Below are 17,913 nucleotides of genomic sequence, written 5' to 3' on the forward strand. Positions count from 1 at the left end.
CGCGCCCTATTTCCGCGCGCACAAAGTAAAAGGCCTTCATCGTCGGATGAAGGCCTTTTTTCGTGCGCGCGCGGCGCATTCGGGTGAGGCGGTCACTTCGGGTTCGAGTAGCCAGAACCAGAAGTCCCGTCACATGCAGCAGCCGTGGTCGACACGGACAGTGCAATCAACCCTATCAGGCTAACTATCAGAGCAGCCGTCAGTTTTCGCATAAGGAGCTCCTTAGCGAAGGGAACTTCAATATACCGCCACAATTTTTGACGATCAATTGAATCTGTCCATCGCAAGCGCGCGCTTCAATGTCATAAATCAATGACAATCGCCGATGCGGTCAAACTGTTTCCCGTTCCGGCGCTTCGTGAACAGGACATTCTCCGGGAAAGCGCTGACCGCTGCCGATCGACTCCACGAGAAAATCGACGAACGCGCGCACGGCGGGCACCATGCCCTGCCGCGACAAGAACACCGCGTAGAGTTGCGGCGACGGAAACGTCCAGCCGGGCATCACCGGCGATAGCTGCCCCGTGCGCAGCGGCGCGCCGTACATCATCTCCGGAAGCGCCGCGATGCCGACGCCGCGCATCACGGCTTCGCGGATCATCGACAAATCCGCCGTGACGAGGCGCGGCTCGTGCTCGAATTCGTGCCGCGAGCCGTCGGGCGCGATCAGCCGGTAGACGTGACGGCCATCCGCCGATGGCGTGTCGATCGTGTCGTACTGGGCAAGTTCGGCAGGCGTCATCGGCGGCGCGTTCGATCGCAGCAGCGACGGCGCGGCGACGAGCATCTGCTCCGTGCGCCACAGCGGGCGCGCGACGACGTTCGAGTTCGCGGGCGGCTCGGAGCGCACGCGCAAAGCGACATCGACGGCATCCTCGAACAGATCGACGACGCGGTTCGTCACGCGCAACACGATCCGCACTTCCGGAAAGCGATGCATGAAATCGGGCATGACCGCCGACAGAAACGTCTGCGCGATGGTCACCGGAACGCTCACGCGCACCGTGCCGCGCGGCGAATCGCGCAGGCTTTGCACGACGTTGACCGCCGCCTGCGCTTCGGCGAGCATCGCCTGACAATGCTGATAGAAGAGCTGGCCGGCCTCGGTCAGTGCGAGCTTGCGCGTCGATCGCTGCAAAAGACGCACGCCGAGCGATGCCTCAAGTTCCGACACGCGCCGCGACAAACGCGACTTCGAAATGCCCAGCACGCGCTCCGCCGCCGAAAACCCGCCGTGCTCGACGACGTGCGAGAAATACATCAGATCGTTCAGGTCATGCGAGTCGGCTTTCATGGTCGCTCGTCGGATCGGGGATGAAGTGAACGCGGTCGTTATCGCCAGCGGGACAATCCATTGCGCCGCGACGCCTTTTACCGCGAAATGCGGCCCATATAATAGCCCTGTGTTTCAAATTTATCGCTATTCCCCTCTTTTCCGTATTTCCGACGCGAGACCACCATGTCCACCAGCCGCAGCATTGAACGCATCATTCCGGCGACCCGCACTGTCGAAGGCGGCGGGTTCGTCGTGCATCGCCCGTTTCCGACCCGTCTTCTGATGGATTTCGATCCGTTCCTGCTCCTCGACGAAATGGGTCCCGCCGACTACGCGCCCGGCGAGGCGAAAGGCGCACCCGACCATCCGCATCGCGGATTCGAGACGGTGACGTACATGCTCGAAGGCGAATTCGGCCATAAGGATTCGGCGGGCCATTCGGGGACGCTGCGTCCCGGCGACGTGCAATGGATGACCGCCGGCGCGGGCGTCGTGCACAGCGAAATGCCGGCCGAGGAGTTCACGCGCCGTGGCGGCCGCGTGCACGGCCTGCAGCTTTGGGTCAACCTGCCGCAACGCGACAAGATGATCGCGCCGCACTATCAGGAGATTCCGTCGGCGCGCATTCCCGTCGCGACGAGCGAAGACGGCACGGTCAGCGTAAAGGTCATCGCGGGCGAGGCGCTCGGCGTGAAGGCCGCGATCGAGACGCGCACGCCGATCCTGTATCAGCACTTTTCGCTGAAGCCGGGCGCGAAGGTCGAACTGGCCGTGCCGCGCGATTACCGCGTGTTCGCGTATCCGCTTTCTGGCACCGCGCTGTACGGCCCGCAAAGCCAGCCGGTGCGCGCGCAGCAGATGGTGATTTTCCGCGACGACAGCGACACGATCGCGCTTGCCGCCGGCGACGAGCCCGTTGAGCTTCTGCTGATTGGCGGCGTGCCGCTGAAGGAGCCGGTCGTACGCTACGGTCCTTTCGTGATGAACACGGAGGATGAGATCCGGCAAGCCGTCATCGATTATCAGGCGGGGCGCATGGGCGCGATCACGCACTGAGCGAGCCAAACGCGGAAACCGCGAAACGGTGCGGCAGGAACGGACACATTGCGTCACAATGACCGTTCTTGCCGCGCCGTTTTCGTCATTCTTGCGGTCACAACCCGAATCATCGAATCACCGAACCAGGAGCAACGCATGGCCGGACCTTCCGTGAGCGCCAGCATCGGCGGCATCGACTATCAAGTGCGTCTCGAAGACGGCACGCATTCGTGGATCGCGGACGAGCCGGCCAGCCTCGGCGGCGGCGATACCGGTCCGGAACCCGCGTCGCTGCTGCTGGCGAGCCTCGGCGCGTGTACGTCCATCACGCTCAAGATGTATGCGAAGCGCAAGGAATGGCCGCTCGAAGGCGTGCATGTCGATTTGTCGATGAAGAGCACGGCGGAAGGGACGAACATCGACCGGCGCATCACGCTGACCGGCGCGCTGAGCGATGAACAGCGGGAACGGCTCTTGCAAATTGCCAATGCGTGTCCGATGCACAAGGTCCTGTCCGGCGCGATTCACATCGAGTCCGGCCTCGCGCCGCAGTAATACATCGCGGACACCACGAACGTCCAAGGAAACGTCGTCTTGAATTTCGAACACCTGATCCAGATCAACGATCCGCTCAACCCGCTTCTGGAGTCGCTCACGCGCGAGCAGCTCTGGGAAGGTCTCGTGCTGCGCGCCGAGCAGCCGCAATTGTTCGTGCTGGGCCTCGATAGCTGCGACATCCTTTCGCGCGATGGCGACACAATGGAACGCGAGCTCCATTACGGCCAGGCCACCGTGCGCGATCGCGTGACGCTGATGCCGGATTCCAGCGTGCGTTATGACATCCTGCCGACCGCCGAATACGTCGGCGGCTCGCTCACCATGGCGATCGAACAGCTGGACGCGCTGCAGCTTTTCCTGCGCTTCACGTACAGCACGACGCTGCCGGAAAACGAGAACGCGACGCCCGACGAACGGCAGACGCAGGAAATCGTGAAGTCGGCCTATCGCGAATCGGATATCGACACGGTGCGGCTCATTCGGCAATACGCGCACGGTCGCAAGGGCGAGACGCCCCTGCACTGAGGCGCTTTCACGATGCGGCGGCAGTTTCGCGGCCGCATCGAACTTGACTATCGGAACTTGCGCTTCAATCGGAAACTCTAGTTGCAAATAGGAATAGTTATCATTTACTATAGATTCATCGAATCAACGAACGCACACTTTCCGACATGACCGATACGCCGCGATCCTCCACGCTCAGGCTGCGCCGCCCGGCTGTCCGCGACGCCGCGATCACCCGCCCGAAGGCGACCACCGTCACGACGGTTGATGTCGCGCACGCGGCGGAAAGCACCGGCGAGCGCTCGTTGAAAAGCGACGCGCTGCTGCAGGGACGCAGCCACGTGAGCATCGTGCATAACGGGGAGGTTTATCAGTTGCGCGCGACGCGTCTGGGCAAGCTGATCCTGACGAAGTAAATCACGCGATAGGCAAGAACAGCAGTAGGTACAGGGTATTGTGGGGACCACCTCGCCAAGAGGTGTTTGGCCTTAGCCAGCGAGGACGACTTGCACGCGAGAATTCAGACCCCTTCGTGCAAACACCAGCCAGTCGTCGATAGCAAGCGAAGCCGCTTTTTTTGGTTCCTGCTAGGGATATGCGATGCGCGCGACGAACGCCGCATTCGAAAAGAAAATGGCACGCCTTCGTTATGAAGACGTGCCATTTTTATTGCTGGAATGCGTCAGACGTTCTCGATACCCAGCGCCGCAATGCCCGCCTTCGCGATCTGCGCATCCTGATCCGACTTCACGCCCGACACACCTACCGCGCCGACGATATCCGTGCCCACGAAGATCGGCACGCCGCCCTCGAGCATCGCGGTCATCGGAGCGGAGAGAAACGCCGTGCGGCCCTGTTTGATCGTGTCTTCGTAGACCTTGGTCTCGCGCCGGCCGAGCACGGCGGTGCGCGCCTTGCCCGTCGCCATTTCGGCGGTACTTGCGCCCGCCCCTTCCAGACGATGCAGATGCAGCAGATGCCCGCCATCGTCGACGATCGCAATCGTCACGTTCCAGTTGTGTTCTTTCGCGTGCGCCTCGGCGGCCGTGGCCATCGCCTTGACGTCTTCGTCGGTCAGTACGGGTTTGGTTCTCACTTCTCGCTCTCGTTGCCGCGCGCCGCGGCGTGGACGGTTTATCGGGTGAAGCCCCAGAACATCAGGTACCACGCGCTGTCTGCAACGGCCAGCGCAGCGACAAACCATACCATCGTGAGAGCGCGAGGAACAAGTGCCGATGCATGGCGCGCCGTCACGCGCCACGCGAGCCACGCGCTCCAGAGATTCGCGGCGGCGAGCAAGCCGAGCCGCAGCCCCGGCACCCACCACAACGGCAGATGCTCGGCGCGCAGCAGCGAGACCGTCGTCGCCGACAGCCCCAGGAACACGCCAACGCCCGCGAGCGGAATCAGCGCGAGCGTCAGGTGATGCAGGCGCGTCGCGCTCATCTTGCCGAGCATGCGCGTGCCGATCGCGAGCAGCGCGAGCAGCGCGGTGCCGTAGACGAGCCCCGTCGCGACGATATAGCCGATGACCATCGTGCCGTCGAGCCACGAGAAGACGTCGTTCTGCTCGGGATAGTGCGTGAAGAGGAACCACGGCGCGGTCGTGTCGAGCGGCCAGAGGATGTTGTGATCGATCAGCCACGCGGCGAGATATTGCTTAAGGTCGACGAACCACGTGCTCACGGTCCAGTGGAACGCGCCGATCGCGATGCCGAGCAGGCCGTACAGAATGAGCGCCGTGTCCCACGGATTAGCGGCCTTGTCGCCGAGCTTCACGACTTCGTCGGACGGCGAGCGCCACGTGAGCGCGATGGCGTCGCGATGGCCGCTGCATCGGCCGCACATGTGGCAATCCTGCGCGCCCTTCATGTTGCGCAAGGGCACGAGCGGCGCGCAGTTGATCGGAATGACGCGATGCCCGTGCTCGCCCTTCGTGTACGAGCGGCGCCAGGCGTCTTCGTCGACCTTGTAGTGAAACGGCGCGAGGCGCGCGAGCAGCGAGAACACGCCGTTGACCGGACACAGATACTTGCACCACACGCGCTTTTCGCGGCCGTACAACACGCCGATGATCATCGCGCCGACGGTGGAGCCGCCGAGCACGAGCAGCACCGCCTTCGGATACTGATAGACGCTGACCATCTGACCGTAGATCGTCGTGAGCCCGAACGCGACGAACGGCCAGCCGCCCCAGCGCATCCAGCGCGGAATCGCCCAGCCCCGTCCGAACTTGCTTGCGAACTCGGACAGCGCGCCTTCGGGACACAGCACGCCGCACCAGACGCGGCCGAGCATGACCATCGACAGCAGCACGAACGGCCACCAGATGCCCCAGAACACGAACTGCGCCGCGAGCGTCAGGTTGTTCCACAGATGCGCGGAACCATCCGGCAGCGGCATCACGGCGGGAACGATGATCAGAAATGCATACACGGCAACGACGACCCACTGAATCATGCGGATCGCGCTGCCGTGACGTTGCATCCATTGGCCGGCTTGTTGCAGCCGGCCCGGTCTACGCATTACGGAACTCATGCTGGACGGCTCGCCGCCTTTTGTTTTTGCCCCATCTGATGTTTCGAATGGCGCATCAGAAGATAGATGACGATCCAGTACACCGCATACGCGACGAGGTTCATGCCCGCCGGATGCGCACGATAGCCGGTGAGTGTCGCAACGAGCGAACCGAAGGTACTCGAATCATCGAGCAGCCACGACGTGTTCCACACCTGATTGACGATGACCGGCAGCACTTCCATGTCGATCAGTTTGTCGACGCCCGTTTCGAAGAGACCGGCCGCGAGGAACAGCAGCATGATCTCGGTGACGCGGAAGAACGAGCGCCACGAGAAGATCTTGCCGCCCAGTTGCAGGATGTAGAACGTCAGCAGCGCGAGACCGAAGCCGAGAATGATGGCGATGTACTGCGATGCACCGACGTGTCCGGACTGGCCGAAGCCGACGCCATAAAGGAACACTGCGGTCTCGCTGCCCTCGCGCGCGATCGCCAGCGCGACCAGCAGCGCAATGCCCCACCAGTGTCCGTCCTGCGTGCTCTTTTGCAGCGACGACTCCATGTCGCGCTTCAAAGTGCGGCCGTGCCGCTTCATCCACAGGACCATCTGCACGATCAGCACGCACGCGACCAGCACCATCGCGGTCTGGAAGTAATCCTGCGCATTGCCCGACAGCACTTCGGTGAAACCGATCAGCGCCGCGCCCAGCGCCACGGCCGCGAGCAGACCGATCACGACGCCGGCCCACAGATAAGGCAGGCCCCGGCGCGCCTGATGGTCGCCGTTCTTGAGCCACGCGTAGAGAATGCCGACGACGAGCAACGCCTCGACGCTCTCCCGCCACACGATGAAAAGTACCTGCCCCATTCCGAACCTCCAGCAATTCCACTTCAACCGGCCGCGCTGCGATGAAGATGCGCGGCGCGTTCCGTTACTTCGCGACGATCACGCCTTGCGCGCTCTGATGGAAGTCATCGAAGAACTTGTATTCGCCCGGATCGAGCGGCGCGATCACGACGAACGAATCCGCGCCCGGCGCAAGCACTTTTTCCTTGCGCAACTGCACGCTTTCGAACTCGGCCGCGCCCTTGCCGATGTTGTGCACTTCGATCTTGATGCGCTGCCCCGCCGGCACTTCGATGCGCGCCGGGTTGAGCTTGCCGTCGTTCATTTCGAGCTTGAACGTCGGCAGGTCGGCGGCGTGCGCCATGTCGATCCCGGCAACGGCGAACGCGGACATCGCGAGCGCGGCCATCTGACTCTTCAGTTTCATGCGTACTTCCTGAGAATGAACGCGCCCGGTCCGGGATGCCGGGCGCTACGGACGCTCACGCGGCCGCTTGGTGCTTAGTAACCGCCCTTCTTGCCGATGCCCGCAAACGGGAAGTCGTATTCGATCGTGAACGGCTTGAACCACGGGCCGACGCCCGTCTCCTTGTCCGTGTGACGGCCGAACGCCATATGACCTTCCTGCGTCGGCGGCGAAACGTGCAGCTTCAGGTGATACTTGCCCGGGCCGAAGAGCTTGACGTTGTCGCCGTAGTGCGGACCGTCGCTCGCGACCATCGGCATCAGGTCGCCCTTGATGGTTTGCGTCGTGCCGACTTTCGAAAGTTCGTACGTCACGTTCAGGTACGGCATCCAGTCGCCTTCGGCGAAACCGGTCGGGTTGTTCTTGACTGCGTGGATATCCGCCTCGAGGTGGATATCCGAGTCCGACGCCTTGCGCATCATGCCTTCCGGCGACATCGTGATCGGCTGAAGGTACACGGCGCCCGTTTCCATGCCGCCCTCGATGTGCTGCTTGCCGATCGGATATTCGGCGGCCGACGCTGCCATCATCGCCGTGAGACCTGCGGCGGCGACGAGGCCGCGCATCAACGTTGAACCCATCAAATGCTCCTTGTTGTTATCGACTGGCACGCGTGCCACGCGAACCTTGCTACTGAAAACCCGACGCCGTTCAAAGCCGCGGCGCTCGTACAACTCTGTGAACGTTAATACGAACCATTCTCAATGTTCGTCAGTTTAGCATCGTTCGATTCGCGCAACAATTTGGGCAAGCTTACAAACCTAGACGGAGTAAGGCTTTTCGCGCCAACGCCCGTTCTTTGGGACCGATAAAAAAGCGCGGCGAACCGTCCGATCCGCCGCGCTTTCGAAGTTAAGCCTTGGAAATCAATTACAAAACGCTTACTTTCCGCTGATGCCGCTCACGTGATCGCCCACGTTCGCGCCGAACACGCGCTGTCGCAGCAGCGCCAATTGGTCGCGGGTCTGCGCGGCCTTTTCGAATTCCAGATTCTTGGCGTGATCCATCATCTGCTTTTCGAGGCGCTTGATTTCCTTCGCGATCTGCTTTTCGGACATGTCTTCGAACTTCGCGCGCGCCTGCGCTTCCTTGAGCTCGGCGCGGGCGTCGTCGGCGCTGTAGACGCCATCGATGATGTCCTTGATGCGCTTTTCCACCCCGCGCGGCGTGATGCCCATTTTCTCGTTGTGCGCGATCTGCTTCGCGCGCCGCCGCTCGGTTTCGCCGATGGCGCGCTTCATCGAGTCGGTCATGTTGTCGGCGTAGAGAATCGCCTTGCCGTTCACGTTACGCGCCGCGCGCCCGATGGTCTGGATCAGCGAGCGCTCCGCGCGCAGGAAACCTTCCTTGTCGGCGTCGAGAATCGCGACGAGCGACACTTCCGGGATGTCGAGACCCTCGCGCAACAGGTTGATGCCGACGAGCACGTCGAACGTGCCGAGCCGCAGGTCGCGGATGATTTCCACGCGCTCGACCGTGTCGATATCGCTATGCAGATAGCGCACCTTCACACCGTGATCGGCGAGGAACTCGGTCAACTGCTCGGCCATGCGCTTGGTGAGCGTGGTCACGAGCACGCGCTCGTGAACCGCAACGCGCGCGTTGATCTCGGAGAGCACGTCGTCCACCTGCGAGCGCGCCGGACGCACCTCGATCTCCGGATCGACGAGACCGGTCGGCCGCACGAGCTGCTCGGCCACCTGCCCCGCCTTCTGCTGCTCGTAGTCCGCAGGCGTCGCGGAAACGAAGATCGCCTGGCGCATCTTGCGCTCGAACTCGTTGAACTTGAGCGGGCGGTTGTCGAGCGCGGACGGCATCCGGAAACCGTAGTCGACGAGATTTTCCTTGCGCGCGCGGTCGCCGTTGTACATGCCGTTCAACTGGCCGATCAGCACGTGCGATTCATCGAGCAGCATCAGCGCGTCGGGCGGCAGATAGTCGACGAGCGTCGGCGGCGGTTCGCCCGGCGCCGCGCCCGAAAAGTGCCGCGAGTAGTTCTCGATGCCCTTGCAGAACCCAAGCTCCTGCAGCATTTCGAGATCGAAGCGCGTGCGCTGTTCGAGCCGCTGCGCTTCGACGAGTTTGCCGTCGGCGTGGAAGAATTCGAGCCGCTCGCGCAATTCGAGCTTGATGGTTTCGATCGCGCGCATGACGGTGTCGCGCGGCGTTACGTAATGCGACGACGGATACACGGTAAAACGCGGAATCTTGTTGCGCACGCGGCCGGTGAGCGGATCGAAGAGCTGCATGGTTTCGATCTCGTCGTCGAACAGCTCGACGCGCACCGCCATTTCCGCGTGCTCCGCCGGAAAGATGTCGATCGTGTCGCCGCGCACGCGGAACGAGCCGCGCTGGAAATCGGCTTCGTTGCGCGTGTACTGCATCGCGATCAGGCGCGCGATGACGTCGCGCTGGCCGAGCTTGTCGCCCGTGCGCAGCGTGAGAATCATCTTGTGATACTCGGAAGGATTGCCGATGCCGTAGATCGCGGAGACGGTCGCGACGATCACCACATCGCGCCGCTCGAGCAGGCTCTTCGTTGCCGAGAGCCGCATCTGCTCAATGTGCTCGTTGATCGACGAATCCTTTTCGATGAAGAGATCGCGCTGCGGCACGTACGCTTCCGGCTGGTAGTAGTCGTAGTACGAGACGAAGTACTCGACCGCATTGCGCGGAAAAAACTCGCGAAATTCGGCATAGAGTTGCGCGGCGAGCGTCTTGTTCGGCGCGAAAACGATCGCCGGACGGCCCATGCGCGCGATGACGTTCGCCATCGTGAACGTCTTGCCCGAGCCGGTCACGCCGAGCAGCGTCTGGAACGACAGACCGTCCTCGACACCTTCGACGAGCTTGGCAATGGCGTCGGGCTGATCGCCCGCGGGCGGATACGGCTGATAAAGCTGAAACGGCGAGCCTTCGAACGTGACGAACTTCGATTCGTCCAGTTCTTCGGCAGATTCGATGAGAGTGTCGGACATGAGAAATCGAGAGAGTCAGCGCCGTGGCAATCGATCATTCTAGCGTCGTACGCGATGCGCGCGCTCGCCGTGACGTGACGGGAAATCGGGATGGGTCACAGGCAGATTGGGCGTCATCTGGCGATCTCAAGCGCACGCAGTCGCGCCCTTTTTTATTACCCGCGCTTAATGTATTCGCGCGAAAAGGGGCCAAAAAGCACGCGCATTCGCACCATATTCGCCCGAAAAGCCGCGCCGGATTCGCTACAATGTGCGACTAGGCTCGACCGCTTCGCGCCGTCCGCGCCACGCCTTCCCGCCGCACGTCTTTCCTTCACTGCCGATAGATCATGTCTCTTTTCTCTGCCGTCGAACTCGCTCCCCGCGACCCGATTCTGGGCCTCAACGAAGCCTTCAACGCCGATACGCGCACGACCAAAGTCAACCTGGGCGTCGGCGTGTACACGAACGAAGAAGGCAAGATTCCGCTCCTGCGCGCCGTGCGCGAAGCCGAAAAGGCACGCGTCGATGCCGCGCTGCCGCGCGGCTATCTGCCGATCGACGGCATCGCGGCGTACGACTCGGCCGTGCAGAAGCTGCTGCTCGGCAACGATTCGCCGCTGATCGCCGCAGGCCGCGTCGTGACGGCGCAGGCACTCGGCGGCACGGGCGCGCTCAAGATCGGCGCGGACTTCCTGAAGCGCCTGAATCCGAACGCGATCGTCGCGATCAGCGATCCGAGCTGGGAAAACCATCGCGCGCTCTTCGAAGGCGCCGGTTTCGAGGTCGTCAACTATCCGTATTACGAAGCCGCCACGCACGGCGTGAACTTCGACGGCATGCTCGCGGCGCTGAACGGGTACGCGGCGGGCACCGTCGTCGTGCTGCACGCGTGCTGCCACAACCCGACGGGCGTCGACCTGTCGGACGATCAGTGGAAGCAGATCGTGGAAGTCGTGAAGGCGAAGAACCTCGTACCGTTCCTCGACATGGCGTATCAGGGCTTCGCGGAAAACATCGACGCGGACTCCGCCGCCGTGCGTCTTTTCGCGGCAGCCGAGCTGAACGTGTTTGTCTCGTCGTCGTTCTCGAAGTCGTTCTCGCTGTATGGCGAGCGCGTCGGCGCATTGTCGATCATCACGACGAGCAAGGAAGAATCCGCACGCGTGCTGTCGCAACTGAAGCGCGTGATCCGCACCAACTATTCGAACCCGCCGACGCACGGCGGCTCGATCGTCGCGGCCGTGCTGGCGTCGCCGGAACTGCGCGCGACGTGGGAGCAGGAACTGGGCGAAATGCGCGACCGCATCCGCGCGATGCGCAACGGTCTCGTCGAGCGCCTGAAAGCGAGCGGCGTCGATCGCGACTTTTCGTTCGTCAGCAAGCAGCGCGGCATGTTCTCGTACTCGGGTCTGACGGCGGCGCAGGTCGATCGCCTGCGTGAAGAGTTCGGCATTTACGCCGTGAGCACCGGCCGCATCTGCGTGGCCGCGCTGAATACGCGCAACCTCGACGCCGTCGCGAACGCCGTCGCCGCCGTGCTGAAGTAAAGCCGCTTCCAGGCTCAAAATGAAAATGGCGCCCTTCGCGGGGCGCCATTTTTTATGCGCGGAGCGCGGCTGCTCAGAGCGTCTTTTGCACGGAGACGACGGCGGGCGCCGCCTCGTCGTCCTCGACGAAGCCGAGCGAGATCGCGCGAGCCAGTTCGGCGCTTACGCCGGCCACGCTGGTTTCTTCGTGACGCGTCGCCGCGTCGCTGCCGTCACCGGCATGCATGCAAAACGCCAGCGCGATCGGAAGGAGGATCGCGACCGGCCAGTACGTCGATATTGTCTTTTTCATGGGACTGCCTTTGGTCGATATGCCGCAGCGGGTAACAAATTTCGATGACCCACTGACGGACAATTCGAATGTTACGCAATCGTCCCGAACTGAAAAAGCCGTTGAAAAGCAAAGGATTGTTGCGCTCGCGACAACGAGACCTCGTGTCGGACGATACTTCCCGATCGCGCCTACTTGACAGCAGGCCGTCATAAAGGCTTACAAAGTTGTTGGGACAACAGGCCGTCGATGTTGTCTCATGGAGTAATGGCTCCACAGGTTCTATCAAGATCATGAAATCCGCAGTTGCAAGTCTCTTGCTCGTATCGTCCGCCGCGCTACTGGGCGGTTGCGCGGCGTATCCGGATGCGTCGGCTTACGGCGGCGGCTATCCAGCCGTCTACGACGATCCCGGTTACGGTTACTACGGCGGTCCGCCGGTCGCGCAGCCGGGCGTGGTCATCGGCGGCGGGTATTACTCCGGGCCGGGCCCGGCGTATTACGGTCCGGGGCCGCGAGGCTATTGGGACGACGGCCCTGGCTGGCGGCGTCCGCCACCGGGCGGCTGGCACGGAAGGCCGCCACAGCGCGATCGCGGTAACGGCGGGCCGCCTCCCCAAGCAGGCGGCGGCGGACATCAGAATGGTCCTCCGCCGCAAGCGGGTGGCGGTGGTGGCGGTCGTCCGCCTGCCGCGCCGCCTCCGCAGGCGGGCGGCGGTGGCGCACCGATGCCAAAGGCCGTCGGCGGTCAGCCACCTGGGCCGAATCGCGCGCCGCAGCCATCGGCAAATGGCGGTAATTCACGCGGGTTTCTCGGCCGCTACGGCGGATAAATCAGCGCGTCGCTTTATCTAACAAAGCCGCGCCGGATCGAGCGATCCGGCGCGTTTTTTATCCGATGTGCGAATGCTGCGCCTTGTACAGCTCACGAAACGTGCGGCCGACTGGCGCGGGCATATCGCGCGTCGCGGTCCATCCTGCGCCGAGCGGCAATCGCGAGATCGCCTTGTTATTGCCGCCCATGCGCTCGAGCACACGCACTGCCAGTTTCGTGAAAAGCGCATACGTGACGGGCCGCTTCGCGAGATAGCCCCACACAGCAAGCGCCACGCGCTCGTTCAACGGGCGCAACCGGCGCTCCATCTGCTTTTCGCGCAGCTTGCGCAGCAGATCCGATAGCGGAATGCCGACCGGACAGACGCTGTTGCACTCGCCGCAAAGCGTCGCGGCCTGCGGCAGATCGAGCGCCTTGTCGATGCCGACATACGCCGGCGTCAACACGGATCCCATCGGTCCCGGATACACCCAGCCATACGCATGCCCGCCGATCTTCTGATAGACCGGGCAATGGTTCATGCACGCGCCACAGCGGATACAGCGCAGCATCTCCTGAAACTCACCGCCGATGAGCCCCGTGCGCCCGCCATCGACGAGCACGAAATACATGTGCTCCGGTCCGTCCGTCTCGCCGGCCGCGCGCGGACCGGTGAGCAGCGAGAAGTAATTGGAGATCGTCTGCCCGGTTGCCGAGCGCGGCAGGAGACGCATGGCGGTCGCGAGATCTTCGAGTGTCGGCAGCACCTTTTCGATGCCGGTCACCGCCACATGCACGCGCGGCATCACCGTGCACATGCCTTCGTTGCCCTCGTTCGTGACGACCGCGACCGATCCCGTTTCCGCGATCAAGAAGTTGCCGCCCGTGACGCCCATGTCCGCCGACATGAAGTGCGGGCGCAAGACCTCGCGCGCCTCCCGCGTCATCTCGGGAATGTCGGTGAGGCGCGGCTTGTTGTGCGTCTTCGCGAAGAGATCGGCGATCTGCTCCTTATCCTTGTGAACGACCGGCGCGATGATGTGGCTCGGCGGCTCGTTGTCGTTGATCTGCAGGATGTACTCGCCGAGATCGGTCTCGATCGACTGCACGCCCATCTCGCCGAGCACACGATTCAGCTGCATCTCCTCGGAGACCATCGACTTGGTCTTGATGACCTTCTTGACGTCGTGCTTGCGTGCGATGTCCGCGACGAGCTTCGCCGCGTCCTGCGTCGATTCGGCGTAGAGCACGGTCGCGCCGCGCCGCGTCGCTTCGCGCTCGAAGGTTTCGAGCCACACGTCGAGATTTTCGAGCGCGCGATTGCGGCGCTCCTTCAATGCGGCGCGCGTCGCCTCGAAGTCGATGTCGCGCACCGCGCTCGCACGCGCGCTGACGAACTTGGTGGAGAGCTTCGTGAGATTCTGCTGCAGGCGTTCGTCCGCCAGCTTGCTTCCCGCGCGCGCCTTGAAGTGCATCGTCTGGACTTGCATCCGGGGTTCTCCTTCAGGCGCGCGTGGCGGCGTCGCCGGCCAGCACCTGCGCGATATGCAGCACGCGCGTCGACGTATCGCCGGTGCGGCGCAGGCGCCCTTCGATGTTCAACATGCAGCCGAGGTCGCCGAGCACGACGGTATCCGCGCCGCTCGCCTTGATGTTCGCGCATTTCTCGTCGACGATCGCCGTCGAGATATCGCCGTACTTCACCGCGAACGTGCCGCCGAAGCCGCAGCAATGCTCACAGCCGGCCATCTCGGTCACCGGCACGCCCGCCTGGGCGAGCAATTCGCGCGGCTGCGACTTCACGCCGAGTTCGCGCAGGCCGGAGCATGAATCGTGATACGTCACCGGGCCGTCGAACGCGCCCGGCTCCATGCGCGCTTTCGCCACATTGACGAGAAAATCGGTGAGTTCGAAGACGCGCGGCTGCATGCGCGCGAAGCGGTTCATCAGTTGCGGATCGTCACGGAATAGATCGCCGTAGTGCGCGCGGATCATGCCGCCGCAGGAACCGGAAGGCACGACGACGTAATCGAACTGCTCGAATTCCAGCAGCGTCTTTTCGGCGAGATCGCGCGCGAGCGGCCGATCGCCCGAGTTGTAGGCAGGCTGGCCGCAGCACGTCTGCGACGGCGGCACGACGACTTCGAAGCCCGCGCGCTCGATCAGCTTGATGACCGAGAAGCCGATCTCGGGGCGCATCATGTCGATAAGACACGTGACGAACAATCCGACTCGCATGGGGGCGTTTCCTGTCTTGTAGAAATGTTGTGAACGCAGCGCCGATTATCCGCGAAAAGCGCCGTTCCACGCGGCTTGCGCCACACTTCCATTCTTGCGCGGACCGATTGTTTCCGAGCAGCGTTCGTGTTTTCACATTATGAGATACAATCGCAGTTCCGCTGTTTGACGCATCAACCGATTTTTCACGATGAGCGATACGAACCCGGAATCCAAGACCTCCATTCAGGTGATCGAGCGCATGATGCGTCTTCTCGACGCCCTGGCCGACCATACGGATCCCGTCAGTCTCAAAGAACTGGCGCAAAGCACTAGTCTGCATCCGTCCACCGCGCACCGCATTCTGAACGACATGGTGCTGTGCCGGCTCGTCGATCGTTCCGATCCCGGCACGTATCGGCTCGGCATGCGGCTGCTCGAACTCGGCAATCTCGTGAAGGCGCGTCTTTCGGTGCGCGAGGCCGCGATGCCGCCGATGCGCGAGCTGCATCGGCAAACCGGACAGACCGTCAATCTCTCCGTGCGCCAGGGCGACGAGATCGTCTATATCGAGCGCGCGTATTCGGAGCGCTCGGGCATGCAGGTGGTGCGTGCGATCGGCGGCCGCGCGCCGCTGCATCTGACATCGGTCGGCAAGCTCTTTCTCGCCGCCGACGAAGCCACCCGCGTGCGCGCCTATGCAATGCGAACCGGCCTCTCCGGCCATACGCAAAACAGCATCACTGATCTTTCGAAGCTCGAACGCGAGTTGTCGCTGGTGCGTCAGCAGGCTTGCGCGCGCGACAACGAGGAACTCGAACTGGGCGTGCGCTGTATCGCGGCCGGCATCTACGACGACACCGGGCGGCTCGTCGCCGGTCTGTCGCTATCGGCGCCGGCGGATCGTCTGCAGGACGCGTGGCTCAAGCAGTTGAGCCATACCGCGCTCGAAATTTCGCAATCGCTCGGCTATCACCCGGAACAGGTCGCCGACGCGCAGCACACCCGGCACGCGCAACGCTGATGCGCCACCCATGAAAAAACGGGATTCGTCTTTCGACGAATCCCGTTTGCTTTTGTATGGGCGGAAAAACCGGCGTTCAGGGGTTTGCACCGCTGCCCATGTCCGCACTCATGATGTGCGGCTCGCCAAGCGTGTCGAGAAACGAGCGCAGACGGCCGGCATCGGCGAACCGCGAATATTTGCCGTAGGAATCGAGCAGCACGATCACGACCGGACGGCCATTCACGTTCGCCTGCATCACGAGGCACTCACCCGCTTCGTTGATGAAGCCTGTCTTCTGCAAGCCGATGTCCCACGACGCATTGCGGATCAGTGCGTTCGTGCTGTTGTAGGCGAGATTGCGCTTGCCCGTGAAGACGTCGTAGCTGCGGTCGGTCGAGAACTTGCGAATCAACGGATATTGATACGCCGCGTTGACCATCTTCACGAGGTCGCGCGCGCTCGATACGTTCTGACTCGTCAGGCCCGTCGAGTTTTCGAAATGCGTGTCGACCATGCCGAGCGACTTCGCCTTTGCGTTCATCGCGGCGATGAACGCCGGACGCCCGCCCGGATAGAACCGCGACAACGCCGCCGCCGCGCGATTTTCCGACGCCATCAGCGCGATGTGCAGCATGTCTTCGCGATTCAGCACCGAGCCGACCGCGAGGCGCGAGCCGGTGAACTTCTCGTAATCGCGGTCTTCGTCGGTGACGCTGATTTCGTCCGTGAGCGGCATGTGCGAGTCGAGCACGACCATCGCCGTCATGAGCTTGGTGATCGACGCGATCGGCACGACGGCGCGCGAGTTCTTGTCGAAGAGCGTCTCGGACGTATTCTGATCGACCACATAAGCGACGCTCGAACGCAGCGCGAGGCTGTCGGGCGTGTCATGCAGCCCGAACGCCTGCCCCACCGACGTCGCGCGCGGCTGGAACGCCACCGCGTGCACTGAGGCGCGGCGCGCGTGCGGTTCCATGCGATACGACACGCGACGCTTGCGCGATGCGCGCGGCGCGTCGTCGTCGTCATCGGTGGCGGCAACCTTGGCTGCTTTCGCGGACTTCGGCGCCTTGAGCGTGGATTTCGCCACGCGCGCGGGCTTCTCGGCCTTGGCGGTGGACTTCTTGACGGTCTTGGACGGGGTGGCGGTCTTTGCGAGGGCTTCAGCCGGAGCCGCTGCGAAGGACGTCGCTACTGCGATGGAGATAGCAATGGACAATGCCGAGCGCACTGCCACGCCATGCACCACCTTCAACGACGAAAACATTTCGGTTTTCATTAGTGTTCTGTTGGGCGGCTGGAGGGTACCGCCAAGTGTAGTGAAGCTACGAAATTTAAGCAATATTAAGCACTTATCGGCACTCGTTAAACCGAGTTGTAAGCCGCGATTGCATATTGCCGAACAACGGCGCGCTTCGATCGGAAAAAACGATCATGCCGGTGAAACAGTGCTGCCTAAAGCGCGCTTTTCTACGCGACGACCAACGCACTATCGGCAAAACTTTCCACGACTTTAGCCAGACAGGAAAATCAGAAGACAAAACAGGTTCGACTCGAAGGCCCGCCGAGGCCGGCCGGCCGCGGAAGACATACGGTTGACCGGACAGCCGAAATGTTAACGTTTCTTCAACAATTTGGTGTACGGCGACATCCTAAAAATAAGACGAACCTTGGAAGAATCCGAATCGCTGCGTCATTGCAGCAGACCTGAGGCGCGGCTCGCGGCAACATCAAAACTTCACCCTTCCATGGTTTGATTCTGTTCAGACATGCACCGGAACCAGCCTTCAACCGTGCCCGTATTGGGTGCATAGGGTATTTACCAACCGGTAGTTTGTCGCCGCAGAACACAAGTAAATCCTTGTTTAATCTACGAATTGACTGATTGTGC

General features: G+C 62.4%; 18 protein-coding genes. 7 read left to right on the forward strand and 11 right to left on the reverse strand.

Annotation, left to right across the window (positions count from 1 at the left end; genetic code table 11):
* Positions 1-331: 331 nt before the first annotated feature.
* Positions 332-1,294 carry a LysR family transcriptional regulator gene (locus AWB77_RS12355; RefSeq protein WP_061134710.1) on the reverse strand — a complete coding sequence of 321 codons (963 nt, stop codon included), beginning with the start codon at positions 1,292-1,294 and terminating at the stop codon, positions 332-334.
* Between the two features lie 165 nt (positions 1,295-1,459).
* Between AWB77_RS12355 and AWB77_RS12360 the strand changes: the two genes are divergently transcribed.
* From AWB77_RS12360 to hemP, 4 genes are all read left to right on the forward strand, one after another.
* The gene (locus AWB77_RS12360) at positions 1,460-2,332 is read left to right on the forward strand and encodes a pirin family protein (RefSeq protein ID WP_061134711.1); all 873 of its coding nucleotides are present in this window, start codon (positions 1,460-1,462) and stop codon (positions 2,330-2,332) included.
* Between the two features lie 138 nt (positions 2,333-2,470).
* On the forward strand, positions 2,471-2,869 hold the full coding sequence (locus AWB77_RS12365) for an OsmC family protein (RefSeq protein ID WP_061134712.1): 399 nt from the start codon (positions 2,471-2,473) through the stop codon (positions 2,867-2,869).
* 39 nt (positions 2,870-2,908) lie between these two features.
* A complete protein-coding gene (locus tag AWB77_RS12370) occupies positions 2,909-3,397 on the forward strand; it encodes an SRPBCC family protein (RefSeq protein WP_061134713.1) in 489 nt (162 codons plus the stop codon).
* Positions 3,398-3,543: 146 nt separating this feature from the next.
* Positions 3,544-3,792 (forward strand): hemin uptake protein HemP, encoded by a 249-nt coding sequence (gene hemP / locus AWB77_RS12375; RefSeq protein ID WP_061134714.1) that lies wholly within the window; start codon positions 3,544-3,546, stop codon positions 3,790-3,792.
* Positions 3,793-4,058: 266 nt separating this feature from the next.
* Here hemP and AWB77_RS12380 read toward each other — a convergent pair whose 3' ends face one another.
* From AWB77_RS12380 to uvrB, 6 genes are all read right to left on the reverse strand, one after another.
* Positions 4,059-4,472, reverse strand: coding sequence for a GlcG/HbpS family heme-binding protein (locus AWB77_RS12380; RefSeq protein WP_061134715.1), 414 nt, complete (start codon positions 4,470-4,472; stop codon positions 4,059-4,061).
* Between the two features lie 38 nt (positions 4,473-4,510).
* Complete coding sequence (locus tag AWB77_RS12385; protein ID WP_208601513.1) at positions 4,511-5,914, reverse strand: 4Fe-4S binding protein; 1,404 nt, start codon at positions 5,912-5,914, stop codon at positions 4,511-4,513.
* The gene (locus AWB77_RS12390) at positions 5,911-6,762 is read right to left on the reverse strand and encodes an FTR1 family iron permease (RefSeq protein ID WP_061134717.1); all 852 of its coding nucleotides are present in this window, start codon (positions 6,760-6,762) and stop codon (positions 5,911-5,913) included. The genes AWB77_RS12385 and AWB77_RS12390 overlap by 4 nt, the downstream gene beginning before the upstream one ends.
* Positions 6,763-6,826: 64 nt before the next feature.
* The gene (locus tag AWB77_RS12395) at positions 6,827-7,150 is read right to left on the reverse strand and encodes a cupredoxin domain-containing protein (protein ID WP_374728690.1); all 324 of its coding nucleotides are present in this window, start codon (positions 7,148-7,150) and stop codon (positions 6,827-6,829) included.
* Between the two features lie 92 nt (positions 7,151-7,242).
* Positions 7,243-7,788: an iron transporter gene (locus tag AWB77_RS12400; RefSeq protein WP_061134812.1), complete on the reverse strand. Its 546-nt coding sequence runs from the start codon at positions 7,786-7,788 to the stop codon at positions 7,243-7,245.
* A gap of 300 nt (positions 7,789-8,088) precedes the next feature.
* Positions 8,089-10,185 (reverse strand): excinuclease ABC subunit UvrB, encoded by a 2,097-nt coding sequence (gene uvrB, locus AWB77_RS12405; protein WP_061134719.1) that lies wholly within the window; start codon positions 10,183-10,185, stop codon positions 8,089-8,091.
* A 329-nt stretch (positions 10,186-10,514) separates the two neighbouring features.
* Between uvrB and AWB77_RS12410 the strand changes: the two genes are divergently transcribed.
* Positions 10,515-11,714, forward strand: a complete 1,200-nt coding sequence (locus AWB77_RS12410) for an amino acid aminotransferase (protein WP_061134720.1) — start codon at positions 10,515-10,517, stop codon at positions 11,712-11,714.
* 73 nt (positions 11,715-11,787) lie between these two features.
* On the opposite strand, the gene AWB77_RS12415 is transcribed toward AWB77_RS12410, so the two are convergent.
* On the reverse strand, positions 11,788-12,006 hold the full coding sequence (locus AWB77_RS12415; RefSeq protein WP_061134721.1) for a hypothetical protein: 219 nt from the start codon (positions 12,004-12,006) through the stop codon (positions 11,788-11,790).
* A 272-nt stretch (positions 12,007-12,278) separates the two neighbouring features.
* On the opposite strand from AWB77_RS12415, the gene AWB77_RS12420 reads away from it, so the two are divergent.
* Positions 12,279-12,818 carry a hypothetical protein gene (locus AWB77_RS12420; RefSeq protein ID WP_074168879.1) on the forward strand — a complete coding sequence of 180 codons (540 nt, stop codon included), beginning with the start codon at positions 12,279-12,281 and terminating at the stop codon, positions 12,816-12,818.
* Between the two features lie 58 nt (positions 12,819-12,876).
* Here the strand turns inward: AWB77_RS12420 and AWB77_RS12425 are convergent, their stop codons facing one another.
* Both AWB77_RS12425 and AWB77_RS12430 read right to left on the reverse strand, forming a co-directional pair.
* Positions 12,877-14,289 carry a LutB/LldF family L-lactate oxidation iron-sulfur protein gene (locus tag AWB77_RS12425; RefSeq protein ID WP_061134723.1) on the reverse strand — a complete coding sequence of 471 codons (1,413 nt, stop codon included), beginning with the start codon at positions 14,287-14,289 and terminating at the stop codon, positions 12,877-12,879.
* A gap of 13 nt (positions 14,290-14,302) precedes the next feature.
* On the reverse strand, positions 14,303-15,037 hold the full coding sequence (locus AWB77_RS12430; protein ID WP_061134724.1) for a (Fe-S)-binding protein: 735 nt from the start codon (positions 15,035-15,037) through the stop codon (positions 14,303-14,305).
* A 190-nt stretch (positions 15,038-15,227) separates the two neighbouring features.
* Between AWB77_RS12430 and AWB77_RS12435 the strand changes: the two genes are divergently transcribed.
* Positions 15,228-16,040, forward strand: coding sequence for an IclR family transcriptional regulator (locus tag AWB77_RS12435; protein WP_061134725.1), 813 nt, complete (start codon positions 15,228-15,230; stop codon positions 16,038-16,040).
* A 76-nt stretch (positions 16,041-16,116) separates the two neighbouring features.
* Here the strand turns inward: AWB77_RS12435 and pbpG are convergent, their stop codons facing one another.
* Complete coding sequence (gene pbpG, locus AWB77_RS12440) at positions 16,117-17,301, reverse strand: D-alanyl-D-alanine endopeptidase (RefSeq protein ID WP_061134726.1); 1,185 nt, start codon at positions 17,299-17,301, stop codon at positions 16,117-16,119.
* Positions 17,302-17,913: the final 612 nt, after the last annotated feature.

Origin of the sequence: Caballeronia fortuita, from assembly GCF_001544835.2 — a bacterium.
Classification (GTDB): domain Bacteria; phylum Pseudomonadota; class Gammaproteobacteria; order Burkholderiales; family Burkholderiaceae; genus Caballeronia; species Caballeronia fortuita.